Here is a 23,762-nt window from a genome sequence, read left to right on the forward strand (position 1 = left end):
ACGCACATGACTCAAATCAATCTGAGCACTGCCAACGAATTCATCGCGCGCCACATCGGCCCGCGTTCCGGCGATGAGCAAGCGATGCTCAACAGCCTCGGTTTCGACTCGCTGGAAGCCCTGAGCGCCAGCGTCATTCCGGACAGCATCAAAGGCACCAGCGTGCTCGGCCTCGAAGACGGCCTGAGCGAAGCCGACGCCCTGGCGTTGATCAAAGGCATCGCTGCCAAGAACCAGCTGTTCAAGACTTACATCGGCCAGGGCTACTACGGCACCCACACACCGTCGCCGATCCTGCGCAACCTGCTGGAAAACCCGGCCTGGTACACCGCCTACACCCCGTACCAGCCAGAAATCTCCCAGGGCCGTCTCGAAGCGCTGTTGAACTTCCAGACCCTGATCAGCGACCTGACCGGCCTGCCGATCGCCAACGCCTCGCTGCTCGACGAAGCCACTGCCGCCGCCGAAGCCATGACCTTCTGCAAGCGCCTGAGCAAGAACAAAGGCAGCCACGCGTTCTTCGCCTCCGTGCATTGCCACCCGCAGACCCTCGACGTGCTGCGCACCCGTGCCGAGCCATTGGGCATCGACGTGGTTGTCGGCGACGAGCTTGAACTGACTGACGTGACGCCGTTCTTCGGCGCCCTGCTGCAATACCCGGCCAGCAACGGTGACGTCTTCGATTACCGTGCACTGACCGAGCGCTTCCACGCCGCCAACGCACTGGTTGCCGTCGCTGCCGACCTGCTGGCCCTGACCGTGCTGACCCCGCCGGGCGAGTTCGGTGCCGACGTGGCCATCGGCAGCGCACAACGCTTCGGCGTGCCGCTGGGCTTCGGTGGCCCGCACGCGGCTTACTTCTCCACCAAAGATGCGTTCAAGCGCGACATGCCGGGCCGTCTGGTCGGTGTCTCCGTGGACCGTTTCGGCAAGCCGGCCCTGCGCCTGGCCATGCAGACCCGCGAGCAACACATCCGTCGCGAGAAGGCCACCAGCAACATCTGCACCGCGCAGGTTCTACTGGCCAACATCGCCAGCATGTACGCCGTGTATCACGGCCCGAAAGGCCTGACGCAAATTGCCAACCGCATTCATCACCTGACCGCGATCCTCGCCAAGGGCTTGAGCGCACTGGGCCTGACCGTCGAGCAAGCCAGCTTCTTCGACACCCTGACCCTGAACACCGGCGCCAACACCGCCAAACTGCATGACAAGGCGCGTGCGCAGCAGATCAACCTGCGCGTAGTCGATGGCGAGCGTCTGGGCCTGTCCCTCGACGAAACCACTTCGCAAGCTGACGTCGAAACCCTGTGGGCCTTGTTCGCCGACGGCAAAGCACTGCCGGACTTCGCTGCCATCGCAGCGGCAGTGGTTAGCGCGATCCCGGCTGCACTGGTTCGCCAATCGCCGATCCTCAGCCACCCGGTGTTCAACCGTTATCACTCGGAAACCGAGCTGATGCGCTACCTGCGCAAGCTCGCCGACAAGGACCTGGCCCTGGATCGCACCATGATCCCGCTGGGTTCGTGCACCATGAAACTCAACGCCGCCAGCGAAATGATCCCGGTGACCTGGGCTGAGTTCGGTGCCCTGCACCCGTTCGCCCCAGCCGAACAAAGCGCCGGTTACCAGCAACTGACCGACGAACTGGAAGCGATGCTCTGCGCCGCCACCGGTTACGACTCGATCTCGCTGCAACCGAACGCCGGTTCGCAAGGTGAATACGCCGGTCTGCTGGCCATTCGTGCTTACCACCAGAGCCGTGGCGAAGACCGTCGCGACATCTGCCTGATCCCGTCGTCCGCCCACGGCACCAACCCGGCCACCGCCAACATGGCTGGCATGCGCGTGGTCGTGACCGCCTGCGACGCCCGTGGCAACGTCGACATCGAAGACCTGCGCGCCAAGGCCATCGAGCACCGCGAACACCTCGCTGCGCTGATGATCACTTACCCGTCGACCCACGGCGTGTTCGAAGAAGGCATCCGCGAAATCTGCGGCATCATTCATGACAACGGCGGCCAGGTGTACATCGACGGCGCCAACATGAACGCGATGGTCGGCCTCTGCGCGCCGGGCAAGTTCGGCGGCGACGTGTCCCACCTGAACCTGCACAAAACCTTCTGCATTCCTCACGGTGGTGGCGGCCCGGGCGTCGGCCCGATCGGCGTGAAATCGCACCTGACCCCGTTCCTGCCGGGCCACGCCCAGATGGATCGCAAGGAAGGCGCGGTCTGCGCGGCACCGTTCGGCAGCGCGAGCATTCTGCCGATCACCTGGATGTACATTCGGATGATGGGTGGCGCGGGTCTCAAGCGCGCTTCGCAACTGGCGATCCTCAATGCCAACTACATTTCCCGTCGCCTCGAAGAGCACTATCCAGTGCTGTACACCGGCAGCAACGGCCTGGTTGCGCACGAATGCATCCTCGACCTGCGTCCGTTGAAAGACAGCAGTGGCATCAGCGTCGATGACGTTGCCAAGCGCCTGATCGATTTCGGCTTCCACGCCCCGACCATGTCGTTCCCGGTCGCCGGCACGCTGATGATCGAGCCGACCGAAAGCGAATCCAAGGAAGAACTGGACCGCTTCTGCGACGCCATGATCCGCATCCGCGAAGAAATCCGCGCAGTGGAAAACGGCACCCTGGACAAGGACGACAACCCGCTGAAAAACGCCCCGCACACTGCGGCGGAACTGGTCGGCGAGTGGTCCCATCCGTACAGCCGTGAGCAAGCGGTGTACCCGGTCGCGTCGTTGATCGAAGGCAAATACTGGCCGCCGGTCGGTCGCGTCGACAACGTCTTCGGTGATCGCAACCTGGTTTGCGCTTGCCCGTCGATCGAAAGCTACGCTTGATCTATAGGGGGCGGACTCTCTCGCCCCACTAGGACGCCACAAAACCCCGTAGGAGCGAGGCTTGCCCGCGAAGAGGCCATCAAGGTCGCCAAAAGCTTCGCGGGCAAGCCTCGCTCCTACGGGGTCGCGGTGCTCCTCATAACAAGAAACCGGAGAACAACCATGTCGTTAAGCGTGTTCGACCTGTTCAAGATTGGCATCGGCCCCTCCAGCTCCCATACCGTCGGCCCGATGCGCGCTGCTGCGCGTTTCGTCGAAGGTTTGCGCCGTGAAGGGCTGCTGGCCGCCACCACCTGCGTCAAAGTCGAGCTCTACGGCTCGCTCGGCGCCACCGGCAAGGGCCACGGCAGCGACAAGGCTGTGCTGCTCGGTCTGGAAGGTGAACACCCGGACACCGTGAACACCGAAACCGTCGCCGCCCGTCTGCAAGACATTCGTGGCAACGGTCGCTTGAACCTGCTCGGCGAACACAGCATTGCGTTCAACGAGAAAGAACACCTGGCGATGATCCGCAAACCGCTGGCCTATCACCCCAACGGCATGATCTTCCGCGCATTCGACGCGGCGGGCCTGCAGATCCGCAGCCGCGAGTACTACTCGGTCGGCGGCGGTTTCGTCGTCGATGAAGACGCCGCCGGCGCCGACCGTATCGTCGAAGACGCCACCCCCCTGACCTTCCCGTTCAAAAGCGCAAAGGATCTGCTCACTCATTGCACCACTTACGGCCTGTCCATCAGCCAGGTGATGCTGACCAACGAAAGCGCCTGGCGCCCGGAAGCGGAAACCCGCGCCGGCCTGCTGAAAATCTGGCAAGTGATGCAGGATTGCGTCGACGCCGGTTGCCGTAACGAAGGCATCCTGCCCGGCGGTTTGAAGGTCAAGCGGCGGGCGGCAGCGCTGCATCGGCAACTGTGCAAAAACCCCGAATCGTCGCTGCGCGATCCGTTGTCGGTGCTGGACTGGGTCAACCTGTACGCCCTGGCGGTCAACGAAGAAAACGCCAATGGCGGGCGCGTGGTCACCGCGCCTACCAACGGTGCAGCGGGCATCGTCCCGGCAGTTTTGCACTACTACATGCGCTTCATCCCCGGCGCCAACGAAGACGGCGTCGTACGTTTTCTGCTGACGGCTGCCGCCATCGGCATTCTCTATAAAGAAAACGCGTCGATCTCCGGCGCTGAAGTCGGCTGTCAGGGTGAAGTCGGCGTGGCCTGTTCGATGGCGGCCGGCGCGTTGTGCGAAGTGCTTGGCGGCACCGTGCAGCAAGTGGAAAACGCCGCCGAAATCGGCATGGAACACAACCTCGGCCTGACCTGCGACCCGATCGGCGGGCTGGTGCAAGTGCCTTGCATCGAGCGCAACGCCATGGGCTCGGTGAAAGCCATCAATGCCGTGCGCATGGCCCTGCGTGGCGACGGTCAGCACTTCGTCTCCCTCGACAAAGTCATCCGCACCATGCGCCAGACCGGCGCCGACATGAAAAGCAAATACAAGGAAACCGCCCGTGGCGGTTTGGCGGTCAACATTATCGAGTGCTGATGCGCGCTCACTGCATCTGCACACTTTTTCAGGAGCTGGATATGTCCACCGAACAACTGTTGAAAACCCCGTTGCACGCACTGCACATCGAACTCGGCGCCCGCATGGTGCCGTTTGCCGGCTATGACATGCCGGTGCAGTACCCGCTGGGCGTCATGAAGGAACACCAGCACACCCGTGATCAGGCCGGGCTGTTCGATGTTTCGCACATGGGCCAGATCCGCCTGACCGGCGCCAATGCCGCCAAGGCCCTGGAAACCCTGGTGCCGGTGGACATTATCGACCTGCCGGTGGGCATGCAGCGCTACGCCATGTTCACTAACGAGACGGGCGGCATCCTCGATGACCTGATGGTCGCCAACCTCGGTAACGACGAACTGTTCCTGGTGGTCAACGCCGCCTGCAAGGATCAGGACCTCGCGCACCTGCGCAAACACATCGGCGACCAATGCACCATCGAGCCGCTGTTCGAAGAGCGCGCACTGCTGGCCCTGCAAGGTCCGGCCGCCGTCACGGTGCTCGCGCGCCTGGCGCCGGAAGTGGCGAAAATGACGTTCATGCAGTTCGCCCGCGTGAAGTTGCTGGGCGTGGACTGCTTTGTCAGCCGCTCGGGTTACACCGGCGAAGACGGTTTCGAAATCTCCGTGCCGGCTGCCAACGCCGAAGCGTTGGCCCGCGCCCTGTTGGCTGAACCGGAAGTTGCGGCCATTGGCCTGGGCGCTCGTGATTCGCTGCGTCTGGAAGCCGGCCTGTGCCTCTACGGCCACGATATGAACACCGACACCACTCCGATTGAAGCGAGCCTGCTGTGGGCCATCTCCAAGCCTCGACGTGCCGATGGCGCGCGGGCCGGCGGCTTCCCTGGCGCTGAAACCGTGTTCGCCCAGCAGCAAGCCGGTGTCAGCCGCAAGCGCGTAGGCCTGTTACCGCAGGAACGCACACCCGTGCGCGAGGGTGCAGAGATCGTCAACGAAGCAGGCGAGATCATCGGTAGCGTTTGCAGCGGCGGTTTCGGTCCGACCTTGAGCGGTCCTTTGGCCATGGGTTACCTCGACAGCGCATACATCGCCATCGACACACCTGTGTTCGCAATTGTTCGTGGGAAAAAGGTGCCTTTGCTTGTAAGCAAAATGCCATTCGTTGCACAACGCTACTATCGTGGTTGATTGACTGTTTCTATAAGTAACGCGGTTGCGTTAACAGTGCACTAATGTGTAACGCAACCGCCATAAAACAGTGCAAGCTTTCGTTTATGAACGCTGCTTATAACAATCGAAAACAATTGAACCGCCGCATCGAATAAGCCGGAACTAGTGAAACACTAATGGCCAGCAACCTGAGTAAAACCGGGCCTCTCACAGGGCTTGTTTTTTCTCCCGTAGTTGGCGTAGAGTTTGTTCACTGTGTTTGCATGGGTCGCTTGGAATCGTGACCTGGGCAGTAGCCTACAAGTTAGCTACATCCCGTTCGACGTCTTCTTACTCTCCTGCAACCAGCCCCAGTACTCTTTCATGAGAAGGAGACTGTCATTAATTTTTGCGTCAAAGGAAATAAGAAATGTCCCAACGTCAGAGCGGTACCGTCAAGTGGTTTAACGACGAGAAAGGTTTTGGTTTTATCACTCCAGAAAGCGGTCCGGATCTGTTCGTGCATTTCCGCGCTATTCAGGGCAACGGCTTCAAGAGCCTGAAAGAAGGCCAGAAAGTGACCTTCATCGCCGTGCAAGGCCAGAAAGGCATGCAGGCTGACGAAGTACAAGCAGAAGCCTAACCTTCTGTTACGAAAAAGCCCCTGATGCTGACATCAGGGGCTTTTTTGTGCGCGTAAATCCGTAAAATGGCTTCTTTTTCCGTCGAGAGCCCTGCCATGTCGAAACACCTGCTCAACCCTCAGGGCGACTTTCCCGCCGCGACCCTGGGCCGTCGCCTGGCAGCGATGTTCTATGACTTTCTGTTGTGCACTGCCCTGCTGATCGTCACCAGCGGCCTCTACAAGATGATCCAGATGGCGATCATCGGCGAAGACAAAATGCGCACCCTGACCGAAGCCGGCGCGCTGGACGGTGACCCGTTGCTCTCGACGGTGTTGCTGTTCGTGCTGTTCGGCTTCTTCGCCAAGTTCTGGACCTGGTCCGGGCAGACCCTGGGCATGCAGGTTTGGTGCATCCGCGTGCAGAACGCCGATGGCTCATCCATCAGCCTGTGGCAGGCACTGCTGCGTTTTGTCGTGTCGATCGCATCCTTGCTGTGCGTCGGCCTTGGATTCATCTGGTCATTGTTCGACAAACAGAAACGTAGCTGGCATGACATCTATTCGGGCACCCAGCTGGTGCGGATCCCGAAGAAGACCAAATAATCGGATAGCGTAAAACCATTGTGGGAGCGAGCCTGCTCGCGAAGACGGAGTGTCAGCCGACATTAATGTTTGCTGACATTCCGCCATCGCGAGCAGGCTCGCTCCCACAGGTTTTTCAATTTGCCTGACAGCTATCAGGCGTTCCCGGCCAGCTTCATCCGCGCAGCCTGAGTGAAGTCGAGCATCCGCTTCAACGGGCGAATCGCCTGAGGGATCAACGCCGGATCGACAAAGATCTCGTTCGCCCCTTCCTTCAAGGCCTTCAGCGTGCGCTCAAGCGTATTCATCGCCATCCACGGGCAGTGCGCGCAACTGCGGCACGCCGCGCCGTTACCCGCTGTTGGCGCCTCGATGAACACCTTGTCCGGGCACAACTGCTGCATCTTGTAGAAGATGCCACGGTCGGTGGCAACGATAAGCGTCTTGTTCGGCAGGCTCTGCGCCGCTGCGATCAACTGACTGGTGGAACCGACAGCGTCCGCCAGCTCGATCACCGAGGTCGGTGATTCCGGGTGCACCAGAATCGCCGCGTCCGGGTACAGCACTTTCATGTCTTCGAGCTGCTTGGACTTGAACTCTTCGTGAACGATGCAGGCCCCGTCCCACAGCAACATGTCCGCACCGGTCTGGCGCTGAATGTAGGTGCCCAGGTGCTTGTCCGGGCCCCAGATGATCGTTTCGCCGTTATCCATCAGGCTTTCAACGATCTCCAGCGCACAACTTGAGGTCACAACCCAGTCCGCCCGGGCCTTGACCGCTGCCGAGGTGTTGGCATACACCACCACGGTACGTTCCGGGTGCTGATCGCAGAACGCCGAGAACTCGTCCACCGGGCAACCCAGGTCCAGCGAACAGGTCGCTTCCAGGGTCGGCATCAGCACACGTTTTTCAGGATTGAGGATCTTGGCGGTTTCGCCCATGAATTTCACACCGGCGACCACAACGGTCTTGGCCGGGTGAGCATTGCCGAAACGGGCCATCTCCAGCGAGTCGGAGACACAGCCACCGGTTTCTTCAGCCAGGGCTTGAATAACCGGATCACAATAGAAGTGTGCAACCAGCACCGCGTCCTGAGCCTTGAGCTCGGCAGCAATGGCAGCGCGATAATAGGCCTCTTCCTCGACCGTCAGCGGCTTGGGCTGCTTGGCGTCGAGGTGGGCTTGAACCAGAAGGCGTTCGGAAATCTGCGTCATGTTCGCAAGACCTGCAAGCGCTTACGCGCGAAAGTCGAGTATACACCCGGCTCCGGACCCTTCAGGGGTACCGCCGGGAAAGTGAGTATTCATCAGGCATGGACAGCGTTGAAGCTGCGCAAGGCTACAGAATATCCCCTGGAGACAAAAGACCATTTCAAGCTGATTCCGATACACAACGCCTTGCCGGTCATGATTCTTGAAGCGAGAAATCTGCCAGTACTAAGAGATTGAGTGGTGGCGGACGATTAAAAACCCGGCCACCACCGCTTTTCGGTGCACGAATCAAAATAACTTGATGGTGATCCAGCCGTTATCCTTGAATTGAGCATCTAGCACTTTGACATCCCCATCCATGGGCAGTTTTTTGCAAATCACGTTTGCGGGGAAATCCCTTTGCTTTTCAAGCGGCACATACTTCTGTCCCGAAAACGCTTTGATCGAAGCGTCAAAATAGTCAACTTTCAACGATGAATCGCCTTGTGAACGGCTCTTCAAAGTATCGGCAACTGTTTCCATTCGTTCAAGAACAGCACGACATCCGTTAGCAACCAAAGGAAAGTTGTACTGATAGGAGAATAGTGGCACCGCCATCATCGAAACCGAGTAAGGCAGCTTGGCAGACAAATCACTGTCTTGAATAACGATCGACATCGGATCGTCTGAGGCCGCCTTATATTCTTCAACCGATTTGAACTGCAAACCACGGAAATACGTGTACTCCAGTTCACTGAAGTTGAACCCATAAGCCTTGAACGTAAGATATAAAATAATCGAGGCGACAGCAAAACAAGCAAGCCTCGCACCTTTGATCGCATGACACCTTAGAAAATCAAGAAAAATAATTATTGCCACCCCAGCCACAAGACTGGTGGAGTAATCAATATAATTCTTGTACGACAGCATAACCCCAGAGACAACGTGCACATTACAAACAAGGAACAACGAAAGAGCAATAAAAAACTGGCTATATAGATGCCAAGTGTCTTTTATCGCGTATCGACGGGAAAGAGCAATCTGAACCAAGAAAAAACCAAGCGCTACAAGGCCGGAAACTGGCAACATCGGCACATGGCTTTTTATATAACCATCCGACATCGCGGAAATAAATGGATCTTTTGACAAAAACAGAAAATCAAAAAACATAAAACCGAAAGACATAGCCAAATAAGACGCCACGCAGGCGATACCTATTCGCAAATAGCTCAGGCTCTTATTATAGAACCATGAATGCAGCAAGATAAAACCACAGACGAGGAAGTACGCATAAGATACCCCCACATAGAAATATAACAACGGCAACAACACAACCAAACAAAGCAAGCGCCCGGTTTTTAAAAAAGCCGAAACCGCCAGCACAACAAAAAAATATGACAACTGTGGCTCCGGCGTTCTCAACGCCGATTGGTAATATTCCCAGCCGTAACCGAATACACCATAATCCCTGGTCAGATGCGCTATAAGCGGATTACCGAAATTAAAAATAATGGGAGAAAACAAAACTATCGCTGCGTATATTAACGCCCGCCCATAGTTGACATTCAACCGATGAAGAATAAATACAAGCAAGAAAAATGTGGCTGGGGTCAAGAGACAATCAAACAGAATATTGATTTCTCCCCCACTCAACCCCAGATTTTGTAGGGTATAAACGATCGCCCCGGATGCCCAATACCCTGGTACTGTCAAAGAACCCAATGCGCCTTGATAGCTTAGATAAGTCTCCTCATCCCAGGCGTTTACATAGATGAAATTGACAGATTCAAAGTAGGCGTAAATCATGGGAAAGGCGTAAGACAAATATGCCAGCACCACAAAAACTATCTTCAGAGCCAAACTGGCCGAAATTCTTTCAGATACCTGCTTTAGCACCGCAAAAAACATAATGTCTAAATCTCTGTTATGAAAACGAACTTCAATATGCCTGTTCCGGAGATATTAACCTCACGCACCATAGGCACGGATGCCACGAATGGCACCCTGTTCGCCATTGAATCTCACTGCAACTCTTCACAAAACACGTAGATTAACTAATAGCCCGCGCCAAGACGTCCACGACTTTATCTTGCTGCTCTGGTGCCAAGCCGACCCAAAGAGGTAGTCGCAATAGAGACTCTGAAAGTGCATCCGTATTGTCCATGGAACCATGAACTCGTCCGTAGCGCAGGCCGCCTGGTGACGAATGAAGAGGAACATAATGGAATACTGCGGATATATCGTTTTGCTTCAACGCTTCCAGGACAGCCTGTCGATCAACACCTGGCGCCAGCAACACGTAGTACATATGCGCATTGTGCTGACAGTCTTCCGGCACAATTGGACGACGCAACAAGCCCTTTTGCTCCAAAGGAGCAAGGGCAGCATGATAGTAGTCCCAGACTGCCAATCGTCGATCGGTGATACTTTTGGCCTCTTCCAGTTGAGCCCAAAGAAATGCGGCAATCAACTCTCCTGGCAAAAATGAAGAACCTACTTCCTGCCAGGTATATTTATCTACCAGCCCACGAAAGAAGCGACTGCGATCAGTGCCTTTCTCACGAATAATTTCAGCGCGCAACGAAAGCTGAGGTTCGTTAACTAAAAGCGCACCGCCCTCACCCGAAATCACATTCTTTGTTTCGTGAAAGCTGAATGCACCGAGATCACCAATACTCCCAAGTGCACGCCCCTTATAGCTGGACATTACACCCTGGGCAGCATCCTCCACTACTTTGAGACCATGCTTACGAGCAATATGCATGATCGTATCCATCTCACAGGACACGCCCGCATAATGAACAGGAACAATAGCTTTGGTCCGGGGAGTAATGGCTGCTTCAATCAGCTTCTCATCCAGATTCAATGTATCTTTACGAATATCCACAAATACAGGGATCGCACCGCGCAGTACAAAGGCATTGGCGGTTGAAACGAACGTATAGGACGGCAAGATCACTTCATCGCCAGGCTGTATATCCAGCAACAATGCAGCCATTTCAAGTGCGGCGGTGCATGAATGAGTGAGGAGCGCGGTATTACAGCCCGTGCTTTGTTCAATCCATTGATGACAACGCTTGGTGAAGGAGCCATCACCCGCCAGCATATTCCCAAACTTGGCTTCTGCGATGTAGTACAGCTCTTTACCCGTCATGTATGGACGATTGAAGAGTATTTTTTCAGTGCTCATGCCTGCTCCGACTGGGTAAGTTTTGGCCTTGGCTCATTAGGTTTTCGGAGTTTCAATGAAAACCACGGTGAGAAAAAGTTGAAACCCTATTGCCTGGACGGCAGAAGGAGAGCCCCGATCCGGGCTTTCATCTCTTTATGTCTCTGCCAATTCCACTTTGTCACAGTATGTCAGATGAGCCTGTCATTCTGAACATCCATGTCGAAAATGGCGCCTGCCATGGCCCTTACGAAGTCACACGCCTACGAAAGCCATACACCTCTGCTCCGTCCGCGCCGCGCACTTTCTTCCAGGCAAAAAAAAATCCGGAAATCCTCACTTTCGTGGGCCTTCCAGACTTTTAAAACTGCTATAAAAATGGTGGGTCGTGTGGGATTCGAACCTACGACCAATTGGTTAAAAGCCAACTGCTCTACCAACTGAGCTAACGACCCGCTGTGTGGTGGCGCGTATAATACTGATTTTTAAGGACTATTCAACACCTAATTTGAAATAAATCAAAAATAAGGTGTTGGATCGCTGATTCCGGCGGCTGCGAAGCCTTCTGCACGCAGTCGGCAGCTGTCGCATTTGCCGCACGCGTAGCCTTTATCGTCCGCCTGATAGCAGGAAACGGTCAGACCGTAATCGACGCCGAGCTTCACGCCCGCCTGGACGATCTGCGCCTTGCTCAGGTTTTGCAGGGGCGCCTGAATGCGGAAGCCATTGCCTTCGACACCGGCCTTGGTCGCCAGATTGGCCATGCGCTCGAAGGACTCGATGAACTCAGGACGGCAATCCGGATAGCCGGAGTAATCGACAGCGTTAACGCCAATGAAGATGTCGCGCGCCCCGAGCACTTCGGCCCAGCCTAGCGCCAGGGACAGAAACACGGTGTTGCGAGCAGGCACGTAAGTCACAGGGATGCCTTCACCTGCCTCTTCCGGCACATCAATGCTGCTGTCGGTCAGTGCCGAGCCACCGATGCCGTTCAGGTTCAAACCGATGACCTTGTGCTCGACCACACCCAAGTCCCGGGCAACACGTTCAGCGGCGTGTAATTCAGCGTGAGACCGCTGACCGTAATCGAAGCTCATCGTGTAGCAGCTATAGCCTTCAGCGCGAGCCATGGCCACGACCGTCGCCGAGTCGAGGCCGCCGGACAGCAGGATGACCGCACGTTTTTCAGCAGTATTCGTTTGTTCAGTCATATCAGCGCCCCGGCTCGTCATTCCAAAGATATTTATGCAGCTGCAGTTGCAGACGTACTGGCAGGTTGTCCGCCACCACCCAGTCAGCCAGATCCCGAGCATTCAGGTCATGGTGGCTTGGCGAGAACAGCACTTCACCGGCTCGGCGATCCAGACCGTACTGAATCAGCTTCGACACGGCCCAGTCGTAGTCTTCCCGCGAGCAGATGACAAACTTCACCTGGTCGTTGGGGGTGAGCAGCTCGATGTTCTCATAGCGGTTGCGATGCGCTTCCTTCGAACCCGGGGTTTTCAGGTCGACAACGCGACTGACGCGTGAATCTACCGCCGAGATATCAAGTGCACCACTGGTTTCCAGTGACACTTCGTAACCGGCGTCGCACAACTGCTTGAGCAATAGGATGGCATTGGGTTGCGCCAGCGGCTCTCCGCCGGTGACACACACATAACGCGGGCGGAAACCGGCCACTTGCTCGAGGATGTCGTCGAGCGTTCGGACAGTACCGCCAGTGAACGCATAGGCGCTGTCGCAGTATTGGCAACGCAATGGGCAACCGGTCAGGCGCACAAATACTGTGGGCAGCCCGGCAGTCCGCGTTTCCCCCTGCAACGAGTAGAAAACTTCGGTGATTCTCAATGTGTCTTGCATAGTCGCCACGGGCGTAACAGCTAAACAGGCTGTCCGCCTCCGTCAGCACTTCAAGGAACCTCGCCAACGCGCAGGCCCCAAAAAGCGTATTTCATAAAAAGGGCGTGAATTCTAACGAAAAAACCCGCGACAAGCGCGGGTTTCTTCGAAATGGGTCAAGCAGGCTTACATGCGTTGCAGATCACGTTGGGCCAGCTGAGCGGCGGAAGTGCCCGGATATTGGGACACGACCTGTTGCAGAATGCCTTTTACCTTGTCGGGATGACCGAGGCGGCGTTCTACATCAGCCAGCTTGTACAGCGAATCAGGCACTTTGTTGTGCTTTGGGTACAGCTGCGAAACCTTGGCAAATGCCTGACCTGCACCTTGCAGATCGCCTTTGGCCAGGTTTACTTCGCCCAACCAGTACTGGGCATTGCCCGCGTATTGGCTGTTCGGGTATTTGCGCAGGAAAGCGGAGAAAGCCTGACTGGCTTTGTCGAAATCCTTGGCCTTGATCAAGTCGAAGGCTGCATCGTAATACAGTTTTTCCTTCGCTGGATCCGCCGGTTCGCTACCCGCGGCCGGAGCCTGAGCGGCTGCCGCCCCTGCACCCGCTGCTGCGCCGGGGGCATTCAGATCGCCACCGGTAGAAGAATTCTCAGGAGTCGCGGCTGGTGCAACGCCGGTTCCTATGCGCCGATCAAGATCCTGGTATCGCTCCAGGTTTTCCTGCTTCATGCGCGCTACATCATTTTGCAGAACTTCAATCACACCTTGTTGGCGCGAGATCTGCTCCTGCATCGATTGCAGTTGGTTGAACAGCTCGCCCTGTGCCGAGACAGGGGCCGAAACCCCTCCCCCGGCATAGGCGCCGTTCGTACCGTAACCCGCAGGCGGATAACTACTCCCGCTATTGTTATAGCCGGAGTCATTATCGACCACAGGAACCGCAGCCCACACCGCAAGCGGTGCGAGGCTGAGAGCCAAAACAGTTACAGCACGACGGCACGTTCGCATGACGAATTACTTACGCAGTTCGACGCGACGGTTTTGAGCCCAGGACTGCTCGTCGTTGCCGGTAGCAACTGGACGCTCTTCGCCGTAGGAAACCAGTTCCAGCTGAGCTGGGGAAACACCTTGCAGTACCAGGTAGCGTTGAACGGCTTTCGCACGACGCTCGCCCAGTGCCAGGTTGTACTCACGAGTACCACGTTCGTCGGTGTTGCCTTCCAGAACAACGCGAGCGCCGTTTGCTTTCAGGTCTTTGGCGTGAACGTCCAGAGCGCGCATGGCTTCTGGCTTCAGGTCCGAGCTATCGTATTCGAAGTAGAAGGTGGTGATTGCGCGCAGAGCAGCTTCTTCGCTCAGGGAGCCATCAACGGCACCAGTGTTAGCGCCGTAACCAGCGTTTGGATCAACAGCGCCTTCACCGGCGTTGTCGCCGCCTTTGGACGAGCAACCTACAGCTACAGCCATGGCCAGAGCCAGCGCAGCAAATTTACCAAACTTCAGCATTTCCATCGTGAAACTCCTAATGAACCCCAGTGTGTTAAGTACAACGTGTAGCGCCGCGTCAGTTCAGGTAAGGGGACCAGGAAGGTTCTCTGACTTCGCCTTGTGCGGTAGGAAGCGGGAGCCTTACGCGTCCATTAATGGACACGAGCATCAAGACTCCCCGGCCCTGCTGGCGGGTGGCGTAGATTACCATGGTGCCGTTGGGCGCAACAGTAGGCGACTCGTCCAGAGTGCTATCAGTGAGGATTTTTACGCTTCCGCGCTGCAAATCCTGGGCCGCCACCTTGAAATTAGTGAAGCCATCCTGGCGGTGAATCATCACCAGGGTCTTTTCATCAGCCGAAAGCTTCGGATTGGCGTTGTAGTTGCCGATGAAAGTCACACGCTCCGCACCACCGCCACTGGCGCTGGTTTTGTAGATTTGTGGCTTGCCGCCACGGTCGGAGGTGAAGTAAAGGGTATTACCATCCTTGCCCCAGAACGGCTCGGTGTTGATGCCAGGACCGTTGGTAACACGGGTCAGCTGACGCGAACCCAGGTTCATCACATAGATATCCGGGTTACCGTCTTTCGACAGAACCAACGCCAGGCGATTGCCATCCGGCGACCAGGCTGGCGCGCCATTCAGGCCTTCGAAGTTGGTGATCTGCTCACGGCGACCGGTATCGATGTTCTGCATGAAGATGCGCGGACGCTTCTGCTCGAACGACACATAAGCGATGCGCTTGCCATCCGGTGCAAAACGTGGCGACAGGATCGGCTCGCGCGATTGCAGCAGGGTCACGGCACGGGCACCGTCATAGTCAGAACGTTGCAGCGTGTAGCGCGTGTTCTTCTCGGAGAAACGCTCTGCAGTCACGTACAACAGACGTGTCGAGAACGCACCTTTGATACCGGTGAGTTTTTCGAACGACTGGTCCGCGATGTAGTGCGACATGTCACGCAGTTGATCAACGCTGCCCGACACGCTACCGGTCAGCACTTGCTGTTCGGTGGCGACGTTGAACAGAGCGTATTGAACCTGCAGGCGACCGCCCGCCGGAGCAATGCTGCCGACCATGACGTACTGGGCACCGAGCGCCTTGAAGTCACGGAAGATGATTTCGCTGGCCTGGCTCGGCTGGCTGATCATGTTCTGCTTTGGAATCGGCGAGTAGTAACCCGAGTTGCGCAGGTCGTTACCGATGATTTCGGCCATGTCGTCCGGCAACACGCTGCCGCCCTGGTTGCCAAACGGTACGACGGCGATCGGAGTAGCCCGATCGCTGCCGCTGGTGACCAGAATGTTTTTTTCATCTGCCGTCGCAATCCCTGCCAGGCAGCAGATCACGACAAGCATTCCTCGAAGAAGGTTTCTCACAAGGCTAGATCCTCAGGTGTGAATGTCATCTTGAATGAACGATACGGAGCGAAATCACTCGGCTTCATTCCCTGCATTTCTGTCAAACGTCCAATATTCTTGACCGCAGCAACTGCCGACGCGTCAAACGGACCGTCACCACTGGACTTGGACACGCTGACCGAAGTCACCGTACCGTCCGGCAACATGCCGATTTGCAACACGACCGTCATGCCTTTGCGTGCCGAAGGTGGACGAGCCCAGCCTTCCGCTGCACGAGCACGAATCAGGTCATCGAAACTGCCGGCGACTTCGTCACCCTGCTCATCCGCCAAGGCCTGCTGACGCTGAGGCGTGTCGGAAAGCAAATCTGCCAGGGCCTGAGCCTTTTTCTCTTCGGCGGATTTACGTGCCGCTTCCTGCGATTTCTTTTTCGCAGCATCGGCAGCAGCTTTCTTCTTCGCATCTTCGGCGACTTTCTTCTTCGCCTCTTCAGCTTCAGATTTCTTCTTGGCGTCTTCCGCGGCTTTCTTCTTCGCGTCTTCGACGATCTTCTTCTTGGCCTCTTCCGCGGCCGCTTTCTTGGCCTCTTCTTCAGCCGCTTTCTTGGCTTCTTCTTCGGACTTCTTCTTGGCTATATCAGCCAATTGTTTCTCTTCAGCCTTTTTGGCCTCGGCGGTCTTCTTCGCTTCATCGGCTTTTTTGGCTTCATCAGCCTTTTTAGCCTCTTCCGCTTTCTTGGTCTCGTCGGCCTTCTTGGATTCTTCGGCTTTTTGAGCCGCGTCTTCCTTCTTTTGTTCCGCAGCCTTGATCGCTTCCTGCTCGATCAACTTCTGTTCCATCTGCTCGACTTCGGTCTGGCGCGCGGCGGATTTCTTCGCCTCACCCGCAATCTTCTGATTGGTCTGGGTGGTCGCCTGGCTTTTCGACTTCAGTTGGTACAGGGTCGCCTGGACAATCGGCTTGGCCGGCGGCAGCTCCGGTGTGAAGGCAAAACTGACGAACAGCATGCCGAAAACCAGCACGTGCAAGACAATCGCCAGGACACTAGGCCAGAAGTAGCTTTCCGAGGCGGATGGCTCTCGCATTTGCTGCATCAGGGTGCCTCGGTAATCAAGCCAACATTACCGACCCCGGCCTTCTGCAATCCGCCCATGGCACCCATGACGGAACCGTAATCGACGGTTTTGTCGCCTCGGATGAACACTTGGGTACGTTTGCCGCCTTCAGTCCCGGCGCGAATGATCTTGGTCACCGCATCAGTCATCTGAGGCAAGGTCATTGCCCTGTCCTGCTGCTTTTCAGTGTCGACTTCGCTGCCAAGGTTCCAGTAGTAGGTCTTGTCAGCCTTGATCGAAATGGTCAGGACCTGGGTGTTGTTGTCCTGCGGCAAGGCTTCGCTGGAAACCTTGGGCAGATCAACTTTCACGCCCTGATTGAGCATCGGCGCGGTCACCATGAAGATGACCAGCAGTACCAGCATCACGTCGATGTAAGGCACTACGTTCATCTCGGCAACCGGCTTGCGCTTTTTGCGAGCTCGAGCGATTAAAGCCATTGGAAATTACCTGCTTATTCTTCGCTGGTGTGCACTTTGCGGTGCAGGATCGCCTGGAATTCATCGGCGAAGGTGTAGTAACGGCCGATCAGCGTTTCGCTGCGAGCGGCAAAACGGTTGTAAGCGATAACGGCAGGGATGGCGGCGAACAGGCCGATCGCAGTTGCAATCAGTGCCTCGGCGATACCTGGAGCCACAGTGGCCAGGGTCGCTTGCTGGGCAGTTGCCAGGCCACGGAAGGAGTTCATGATGCCCCAGACCGTACCGAACAGACCGATGTAAGGGCTGACGGAACCGACAGTGGCGAGGAACGGCAGGCTCTGCTCGAGCTTTTCTTCTTCGCGGGAGATGGCGACGCGCATGGCGCGGGCCACACCTTCCATGACCGCTTCCGGGTCAACGCCTGGCTGCTGACGCAGACGGGAGAATTCCTTGAAGCCGGCACGGAAGATCTGCTCGACGCCCGAATCCGGGTCCGGGTTGCTGCCGGCCTGACGGTACAGTTTGGACAGGTCGATACCCGACCAGAAGCGCTCTTCGAAGCTCTCCAGGGCGCGTCGACCGGCGCGCAGCAAGTTGCTGCGCTGAAAGATCATGATCCATGAGGTCACCGATGCGGCTACCAGGATCAGCATTACCAGTTGCACCACGATACTGGCATTGCTGACCAGGCTCCACATGGAGGAATGGTCGACGACGTTAGCTTCCACGCTTTATCTCCTGCTTTGAGTGTGTACCCGCGCCGCTCACGTCGGCAAAGGCCGCACGTAGAGCTTCGGGAATGGCCCGGGGTTTTAAACTTTCAGTGCGCACACAGGCCACCAAAAACTGCCCTTCACAGAGCAGCGCATTATCCGTGGCTCGCCTGACCTGCTGTTTAAAGCGCAGGCTGACACGGTTCAATTCGATTACTTCAGCGCTTACCAGTAGCTCATCGTCCAGTCGCGCCGGCGCGTGGTAACGCGCTTCGCTGGAATGCACGACAAACAACAGGTCCTCCCCTGCCAGCTGGGATTGGGCAAAGCCCAGCTCCCGGAGCCGCTCGGTTCGAGCCCGTTCCATAAACTTGAGGTAATTAACGTAATACACGATGCCGCCCGCATCGGTGTCCTCGTAATAAACGCGACAACGATGTGCGAAAGGCTCAAGCCCGTTTTGCGCGCGCATACTCTAGTGCTTACTCCTCAGGTTGCCAATCCGGCCAGGCAACTGTTTTTCATTGATCTGCGGCTTTCTCGCGAAAGTACGGTCCTGGGACAGCACAATGCCCGAAAAATAAGCGCGCAAAGATTAATTAATCGTCCACTGCATCAAGGAACTCGTCTACCACGGGCATCTCGCCCAATCGTGACGGAATGTTTAAACCAAAGTGCAGGTACGCATGCCGGGTGACCACCCGCCCCCGCGGCGTGCGCATGATGTAGCCCTGCTGGATCAGGTACGGTTCCAGCACGTCTTCAATGGTGTGCCGTTCTTCGCTGATCGCGGCGGCCAGACTGTCGACGCCCACCGGTCCACCGTCGAACTTCTCGATCATGGTCAGCAGCAGACGCCGGTCCTGGTGATCGAAGCCACGCTCGTCGACATCCAGCAGATTCAAGGCGAGATCGGCAATCGGTTTGGTGATGTGGCCCTTGGCCCGGACTTCGGCGAAATCACGCACCCGGCGCAACAGCCGGTTGGCGATCCGCGGAGTGCCACGAGCCCGGCGGGCGATTTCGAACGCGCCTTCGGGATCCAGTGGCAAGCCAAGAATGTTCGCCGAACGGCTGACAATCGTCGCCAGGTCGGCGGAGCTATAGAACTCAAGACGCTGGACGATGCCGAAGCGGTCGCGCAGCGGGTTGGTCAGCATGCCGGCGCGCGTCGTCGCCCCCACCAGCGTGAACGGCGGCAGATCCAGCTTGATCGAACGGGCAGCCGGGCCTTCGCCGATCATGATGTCGAGCTGGAAATCTTCCATGGCCGGGTACAGCACTTCTTCGACAATCGGCGACAGCCGATGGATTTCGTCGATAAACAGCACGTCGTGCGGCTCGAGGTTGGTCAGCAGCGCAGCCAGGTCACCCGGACGCTCCAGAACCGGGCCCGAGGTGCTTTTGATCGACACACCCATTTCCTGGGCGATGATGTTGGCCAGGGTGGTTTTACCCAGGCCCGGTGGGCCGAAGATCAAAGTGTGGTCCAGGGATTCGTTACGCCCACGGGCCGCCTGGATGAACAGCTCCATTTGCTCGCGAACGGTCGGCTGGCCAATGTATTCGGCCAGACTGACAGGACGAATCGCCCGATCCTGGACTTCCTCGCGGTCGCGCGGGCCCGGCGTGGCGGCTATCAGACGATCAGCTTCAATCACTTAGATCATTCCCTTCAGGGCACGGCGAATCATGTCTTCACTGCTCAAACCTTTCTCCTTGATCGCGGAAATCGCCTTGCTGGCTTCCTGCGGCTTGTAGCCCAGGGAAATCAGCGCGCTGACGGCGTCATTTTCCGCGGTGGCGACCGGCGCAATATCCGGCCCGCCTGGCTGGTTTGGCACCAGGGCAAACATCGCCGGCACAGTTTCCCACGCCTTGAAGCGATCCTTGAGTTCCACCAGCAAACGCTCGGCGGTCTTCTTGCCCACGCCCGGCACCTTGGTCAGGGCCGAGGTGTCCTGGGACTGCACGCAACGTACCAGTTCATCGACTTCCAGACTCGACATCAACGCCAGGGCCAATTTCGGCCCTACACCATTGAGACGGATCAACTCGCGAAAAAAGTCTCGCTCACGTTTGCTGGCAAAACCATAGAGTAACTGCGCGTCTTCGCGTACGACCAAATGGGTGTGCAACGTCAGCGGTTCACCGACCGACGGCAAGCGATACAGCGTGGTCATGGGCACTTCAAGCTCATACCCCAGACCGTTTACATCCAGAATCAGGTGCGGCGGCTGTTTCTCAGCCAGTGTGCCGCGCAAGCGTCCAATCACGTTTCAGATCCTTGAGCGTTGGCCAGTTCGGTGGCTGGCGACTGACAGAACAAGGGTGTTGCGCCGACAACACAGGCACAAAACCCTCATTCCGTAAAAATGACTGCTGATGCTATCAGAGACGCAGGCGCCCGCCACGACTGCGTGCCGTGCCCAGACCATGAGGCAACAGGCTGGAACGGGTGTGAGCATGGCAAATGGCAATGGCCAGGGCGTCCGAGGCATCGATTTGCGGTTTGCTGGTGAGTTTCAACATGTGCATCACCATCATCTGCACCTGCTCTTTATTCGCCGCGCCGGTCCCGGTTACTGCCTGTTTGACCTGGGTGGCCGTGTATTCGGCGATTTCCAGATTCTCTTCGGCGCCGGCAACGATTGCCGCGCCTCGGGCCTGACCGAGTTTCAGCGCAGAATCGGCGTTGCGCGCCATGAACACCTTTTCGATGCCCATGGTCACGGGGCCGTAGGTCTGAATGACTTCACGCACGCCGCGATAGACGATTTGCAAACGCTCATGCAACTCGCCGGAACCGGTACGAATACAGCCCGACGCCACGTACACGCAGCCACGCCCGGTATCGCGTACCACGCCATAGCCGGTGATGCGCGAACCGGGGTCGATACCAAGAATTAAAGTCATAACGCCTGCGGGTTGTAATGAATGTGCGTGGCGAACCCACAACACTGTAGGAGCGAGCCTGCTCGCGATGGACGTTAACGATAACGCGCTACACCTGAATTGGCGCGGCGCTCTCAGGTTTTTCGCGAGCAGGCTCGCTCCTACAGGGGACGCCCTTAACCGAGCTGTGCGGCCACCGACTCGGGGATATCCGCGTTGGAATAGACGTTCTGCACGTCATCCAGGTCTTCGAGCATGTCGATCAGCTTGAGGACTTTCTCGGCGCCTTCCAGGTCCAGTTCGGCACTGGTGGTCGGCAGCATGACGATTTCCGCGTCATCACCTTTGAAACCGGCGGCTTCCAGAGCGTTACGCACGGAGTAGAAACCGGCGAACGAGGTGAACACGTCAATGGAGCCGTCTTCGTTCGTGACCACGTCATCGGCGTCGGCTTCCATCGCCGCTTCCATCAAGGCGTCTTCATCCACGCCCGGCGCGAAGGAAATCTGCCCTTTGCGCTCGAACAGATAAGCCACGGAACCGTCGGTACCCAGGTTACCGCCGCACTTGCTGAACGCATGGCGAACAGCCGCTGCGGTGCGGTTGCGGTTGTCGGTCATGCACTCGACCATCACCGCCACGCCACCCGGGCCGTAGCCTTCGTAGGTCAGCTCGACCATGTCATCAGTGTCGGCTGCACCGGCACCGCGAGCCACCGCGCGATCGATGATGTCGCGGCTCATGTTCGCGCCCAGCGCCTTGTCCAGGGCCAGTCGCAGACGCGGGTTGGAGCCCGGATCACTGCCGCCCTGACGGGCAGCAACGGTCAGTTCACGTATCCACTTGGTGAAAATCTTGCCCTTCTTGGCATCCTGACGTTCTTTGCGGTGCTTGATGTTCGCCCACTTGGAATGACCCGCCATAACTCGCTCCGAATTCTCTTTGAAACATTGCCCGCCACACACGAAGTGCCGGCCAGCAAACAAAAAATCTCGACCTGAAGAAAAGGCGCATCCCATGAGGATGCGCCTTCAGGGTCAGCCTTACTCAGCTTTTGGCGTTTCGCGCAGACGAATGTGCAGTTCGCGCAATGCCTTGGCATCGACCACACCCGGTGCTTGCGTCATCACGTCGGCAGCACTCTGAGTTTTCGGGAAGGCGATCACTTCACGGATCGACTGGGCGCCGGTCATCAGCATCACCAGACGGTCCAGACCGAAGGCCAGACCACCGTGCGGCGGCGCGCCGTATTTCAGGGCGTCGAGCAGGAAGCCGAATTTCTCTTCCTGTTCCGCTTCATTGATACCCAGCAGGCGGAATACCGTCTGTTGCATTTCCTTGCGGTGGATACGGATCGAACCGCCACCCAGCTCGGTGCCGTTCAGAACCATGTCGTAGGCACGGGACAGGGCGGTCGCCGGATTGGCTTCCAGCTCTTCCGGGGTGCATTTCGGCGCGGTGAACGGGTGGTGCAAGGCAGTGAAGCTGCCGTCGTCGTTTTCTTCGAACATCGGGAAGTCGACGACCCACATTGGTGCCCACTTGCAGGTCAGCAGGTCCAGGTCGTTACCGACCTTGATCCGCAGTGCACCCAAGGCTTCGCTGACGATCTTGGCTTTGTCGGCACCGAAGAACACGATGTCGCCATCCACTGCGCCAACGCGATCGAGGATCACGTTGAGGTTGGCTTCAGGGATGTTCTTGACGATTGGCGACTGCAGGCCTTCAACGCCTTTGGCGCGCTCGTTGACCTTGATGTACGCCAGGCCCTTGGCACCGTAGATGCCGACGAACTTGGTGTAGTCGTCGATCTGCTTGCGCGGCATGCTCGCTGCGCCAGGAACACGCAGGGCAGCGATACGGCATTTCGGATCGTTGGCCGGGCCACTGAAGACCTTGAAGTCGACTTCTTTCAGTTGATCGGCAACGTCCACCAGTTCCAGCGGGTTACGCAGGTCCGGTTTGTCGGAACCGTAACGACGCATGGCCTCTTCGAAGGTCATGTGCGGGAATTCACCGAATTCAAGATCCAGCACTTCCTTGAACAGGTTGCGGATCATGCCTTCGGTGAGGCCCATGATGTCTTTTTCATCGAGGAAGCTGGTTTCGATGTCGATCTGGGTGAATTCAGGCTGACGGTCGGCACGCAGGTCTTCGTCGCGGAAGCACTTGGCGATCTGGTAGTAACGGTCGAAGCCGGCCACCATCAGCAGCTGCTTGAACAGCTGTGGCGATTGCGGCAAGGCGAAGAACGAACCGGCGTGAGTACGGCTCGGCACCAGGTAGTCACGTGCGCCTTCAGGGGTGGCACGGGTCAGGATCGGCGTTTCGACGTCGAGGAAACCGTTCTCGTCGAGGTAACGACGGATGCTGGTGGTCATGCGCGAACGCAGACGCAGCTTCTCGGCCATTTCCGGGCGACGCAGGTCAAGGAAGCGATAGCGCAGACGGGTTTCTTCGCCCACTTCGGAATATTCGTTGAGCGGGAACGGCGGGGTTTCCGATTCGTTCAGTACTTCCAGCTCGTAGCCCAGCACTTCGATCATGCCCGACGCCATGTTGGCGTTGCCGGCACCGGCCGGACGCAGGCGGACCTTGCCGGTCACTTTAACCACGTATTCGCTGCGCACGCGGTCGGCGGCGGCGAAGGTTTCAGCGCGGTCCGGGTCGAACACCACCTGGGCCAGACCGTCACGATCACGGATATCGAGGAAAATCACCCCACCGTGGTCACGGCGACGGTGAACCCATCCGCAAAGGGTAATTTCCTGGCCTTCCAGGCTTTCGTTCAGTTGGCCGCAATAATGGCTGCGCATCATGGTAGTGG

22 protein-coding genes and 1 tRNA gene are annotated in these 23,762 nt (G+C 57.3%); 5 read left to right on the top strand and 18 right to left on the bottom strand.

Translation table 11 applies throughout. The features are described 5' to 3' along the window. The first annotated feature begins 6 nt into the window (after positions 1–6). The 5 genes from gcvP (at position 7) to IB246_RS11895 (ending at position 6,753) form a co-directional block, all read left to right on the top strand. The gene (gene gcvP / locus IB246_RS11875; RefSeq protein ID WP_008038654.1) at positions 7–2,859 is read left to right on the top strand and encodes an aminomethyl-transferring glycine dehydrogenase; all 2,853 of its coding nucleotides are present in this window, start codon (positions 7–9) and stop codon (positions 2,857–2,859) included. Positions 2,860–3,021: 162 nt separating this feature from the next. Further along, positions 3,022–4,398 (top strand): L-serine ammonia-lyase, encoded by a 1,377-nt coding sequence (locus IB246_RS11880; RefSeq protein ID WP_008038656.1) that lies wholly within the window; start codon positions 3,022–3,024, stop codon positions 4,396–4,398. A 41-nt stretch (positions 4,399–4,439) separates the two neighbouring features. Next, the gene (gcvT, locus tag IB246_RS11885) at positions 4,440–5,564 is read left to right on the top strand and encodes a glycine cleavage system aminomethyltransferase GcvT (RefSeq protein WP_008038659.1); all 1,125 of its coding nucleotides are present in this window, start codon (positions 4,440–4,442) and stop codon (positions 5,562–5,564) included. A gap of 391 nt (positions 5,565–5,955) precedes the next feature. Continuing rightward, entirely contained in the window at positions 5,956–6,168 is a 213-nt protein-coding gene (locus IB246_RS11890) for a cold-shock protein (protein ID WP_007977299.1), read from the top strand. A 96-nt stretch (positions 6,169–6,264) separates the two neighbouring features. Next, a complete protein-coding gene (locus IB246_RS11895) occupies positions 6,265–6,753 on the top strand; it encodes an RDD family protein (RefSeq protein ID WP_008038661.1) in 489 nt (162 codons plus the stop codon). A 134-nt stretch (positions 6,754–6,887) separates the two neighbouring features. On the opposite strand, the gene nadA is transcribed toward IB246_RS11895, so the two are convergent. From nadA to aspS, 18 genes are all read right to left on the bottom strand, one after another. Then, positions 6,888–7,946 (bottom strand): quinolinate synthase NadA, encoded by a 1,059-nt coding sequence (gene nadA / locus IB246_RS11900; RefSeq protein WP_008038662.1) that lies wholly within the window; start codon positions 7,944–7,946, stop codon positions 6,888–6,890. A gap of 285 nt (positions 7,947–8,231) precedes the next feature. Further along, the gene (locus IB246_RS11905) at positions 8,232–9,830 is read right to left on the bottom strand and encodes a hypothetical protein (RefSeq protein ID WP_008038666.1); all 1,599 of its coding nucleotides are present in this window, start codon (positions 9,828–9,830) and stop codon (positions 8,232–8,234) included. Between the two features lie 142 nt (positions 9,831–9,972). After that, positions 9,973–11,112 carry a dTDP-4-amino-4,6-dideoxygalactose transaminase gene (gene rffA, locus IB246_RS11910; RefSeq protein WP_008038669.1) on the bottom strand — a complete coding sequence of 380 codons (1,140 nt, stop codon included), beginning with the start codon at positions 11,110–11,112 and terminating at the stop codon, positions 9,973–9,975. Between the two features lie 358 nt (positions 11,113–11,470). Beyond that, positions 11,471–11,546: transfer RNA gene (locus IB246_RS11915), tRNA-Lys, on the bottom strand. Between the two features lie 63 nt (positions 11,547–11,609). After that, positions 11,610–12,302: a 7-cyano-7-deazaguanine synthase QueC gene (queC, locus tag IB246_RS11920; protein ID WP_008038671.1), complete on the bottom strand. Its 693-nt coding sequence runs from the start codon at positions 12,300–12,302 to the stop codon at positions 11,610–11,612. A 1-nt stretch (position 12,303) separates the two neighbouring features. Continuing rightward, a complete protein-coding gene (gene queE / locus IB246_RS11925; protein ID WP_008038673.1) occupies positions 12,304–12,951 on the bottom strand; it encodes a 7-carboxy-7-deazaguanine synthase QueE in 648 nt (215 codons plus the stop codon). A 165-nt stretch (positions 12,952–13,116) separates the two neighbouring features. Beyond that, positions 13,117–13,950: a tol-pal system protein YbgF gene (gene ybgF, locus IB246_RS11930; RefSeq protein WP_008038675.1), complete on the bottom strand. Its 834-nt coding sequence runs from the start codon at positions 13,948–13,950 to the stop codon at positions 13,117–13,119. Between the two features lie 6 nt (positions 13,951–13,956). Then, the gene (gene pal, locus IB246_RS11935) at positions 13,957–14,454 is read right to left on the bottom strand and encodes a peptidoglycan-associated lipoprotein Pal (RefSeq protein WP_008027793.1); all 498 of its coding nucleotides are present in this window, start codon (positions 14,452–14,454) and stop codon (positions 13,957–13,959) included. A gap of 52 nt (positions 14,455–14,506) precedes the next feature. After that, the gene (tolB, locus tag IB246_RS11940) at positions 14,507–15,808 is read right to left on the bottom strand and encodes a Tol-Pal system beta propeller repeat protein TolB (protein ID WP_032832453.1); all 1,302 of its coding nucleotides are present in this window, start codon (positions 15,806–15,808) and stop codon (positions 14,507–14,509) included. Further along, the gene (gene tolA / locus IB246_RS11945; protein ID WP_008038679.1) at positions 15,805–16,884 is read right to left on the bottom strand and encodes a cell envelope integrity protein TolA; all 1,080 of its coding nucleotides are present in this window, start codon (positions 16,882–16,884) and stop codon (positions 15,805–15,807) included. The genes tolB and tolA overlap by 4 nt, the downstream gene beginning before the upstream one ends. After that, positions 16,884–17,336 (bottom strand): protein TolR, encoded by a 453-nt coding sequence (tolR, locus tag IB246_RS11950; RefSeq protein ID WP_161806672.1) that lies wholly within the window; start codon positions 17,334–17,336, stop codon positions 16,884–16,886. The genes tolA and tolR overlap by 1 nt, the downstream gene beginning before the upstream one ends. A gap of 23 nt (positions 17,337–17,359) precedes the next feature. Next, positions 17,360–18,055, bottom strand: coding sequence for a protein TolQ (tolQ, locus tag IB246_RS11955; RefSeq protein ID WP_008027789.1), 696 nt, complete (start codon positions 18,053–18,055; stop codon positions 17,360–17,362). Then, the gene (ybgC, locus tag IB246_RS11960) at positions 18,045–18,512 is read right to left on the bottom strand and encodes a tol-pal system-associated acyl-CoA thioesterase (protein WP_008027788.1); all 468 of its coding nucleotides are present in this window, start codon (positions 18,510–18,512) and stop codon (positions 18,045–18,047) included. Before ybgC ends, tolQ begins: the two co-directional genes overlap by 11 nt. 127 nt (positions 18,513–18,639) lie before the next feature. Then, entirely contained in the window at positions 18,640–19,701 is a 1,062-nt protein-coding gene (gene ruvB / locus IB246_RS11965) for a Holliday junction branch migration DNA helicase RuvB (RefSeq protein WP_008038681.1), read from the bottom strand. Further along, positions 19,702–20,316 (bottom strand): Holliday junction branch migration protein RuvA, encoded by a 615-nt coding sequence (ruvA, locus tag IB246_RS11970; RefSeq protein ID WP_008027783.1) that lies wholly within the window; start codon positions 20,314–20,316, stop codon positions 19,702–19,704. A gap of 115 nt (positions 20,317–20,431) precedes the next feature. Then, entirely contained in the window at positions 20,432–20,956 is a 525-nt protein-coding gene (gene ruvC / locus IB246_RS11975) for a crossover junction endodeoxyribonuclease RuvC (protein WP_019693260.1), read from the bottom strand. A 155-nt stretch (positions 20,957–21,111) separates the two neighbouring features. Further along, positions 21,112–21,858 (bottom strand): YebC/PmpR family DNA-binding transcriptional regulator, encoded by a 747-nt coding sequence (locus IB246_RS11980; protein WP_008043322.1) that lies wholly within the window; start codon positions 21,856–21,858, stop codon positions 21,112–21,114. Positions 21,859–21,978: 120 nt separating this feature from the next. Further along, on the bottom strand, positions 21,979–23,754 hold the full coding sequence (gene aspS / locus IB246_RS11985; RefSeq protein ID WP_008029229.1) for an aspartate--tRNA ligase: 1,776 nt from the start codon (positions 23,752–23,754) through the stop codon (positions 21,979–21,981). Positions 23,755–23,762 lie beyond the last annotated feature (8 nt).

The sequence above is a fragment of the Pseudomonas sp. PDM01 genome (assembly GCF_014852325.1).
In the GTDB taxonomy this organism is placed as follows: domain Bacteria; phylum Pseudomonadota; class Gammaproteobacteria; order Pseudomonadales; family Pseudomonadaceae; genus Aquipseudomonas; species Aquipseudomonas migulae.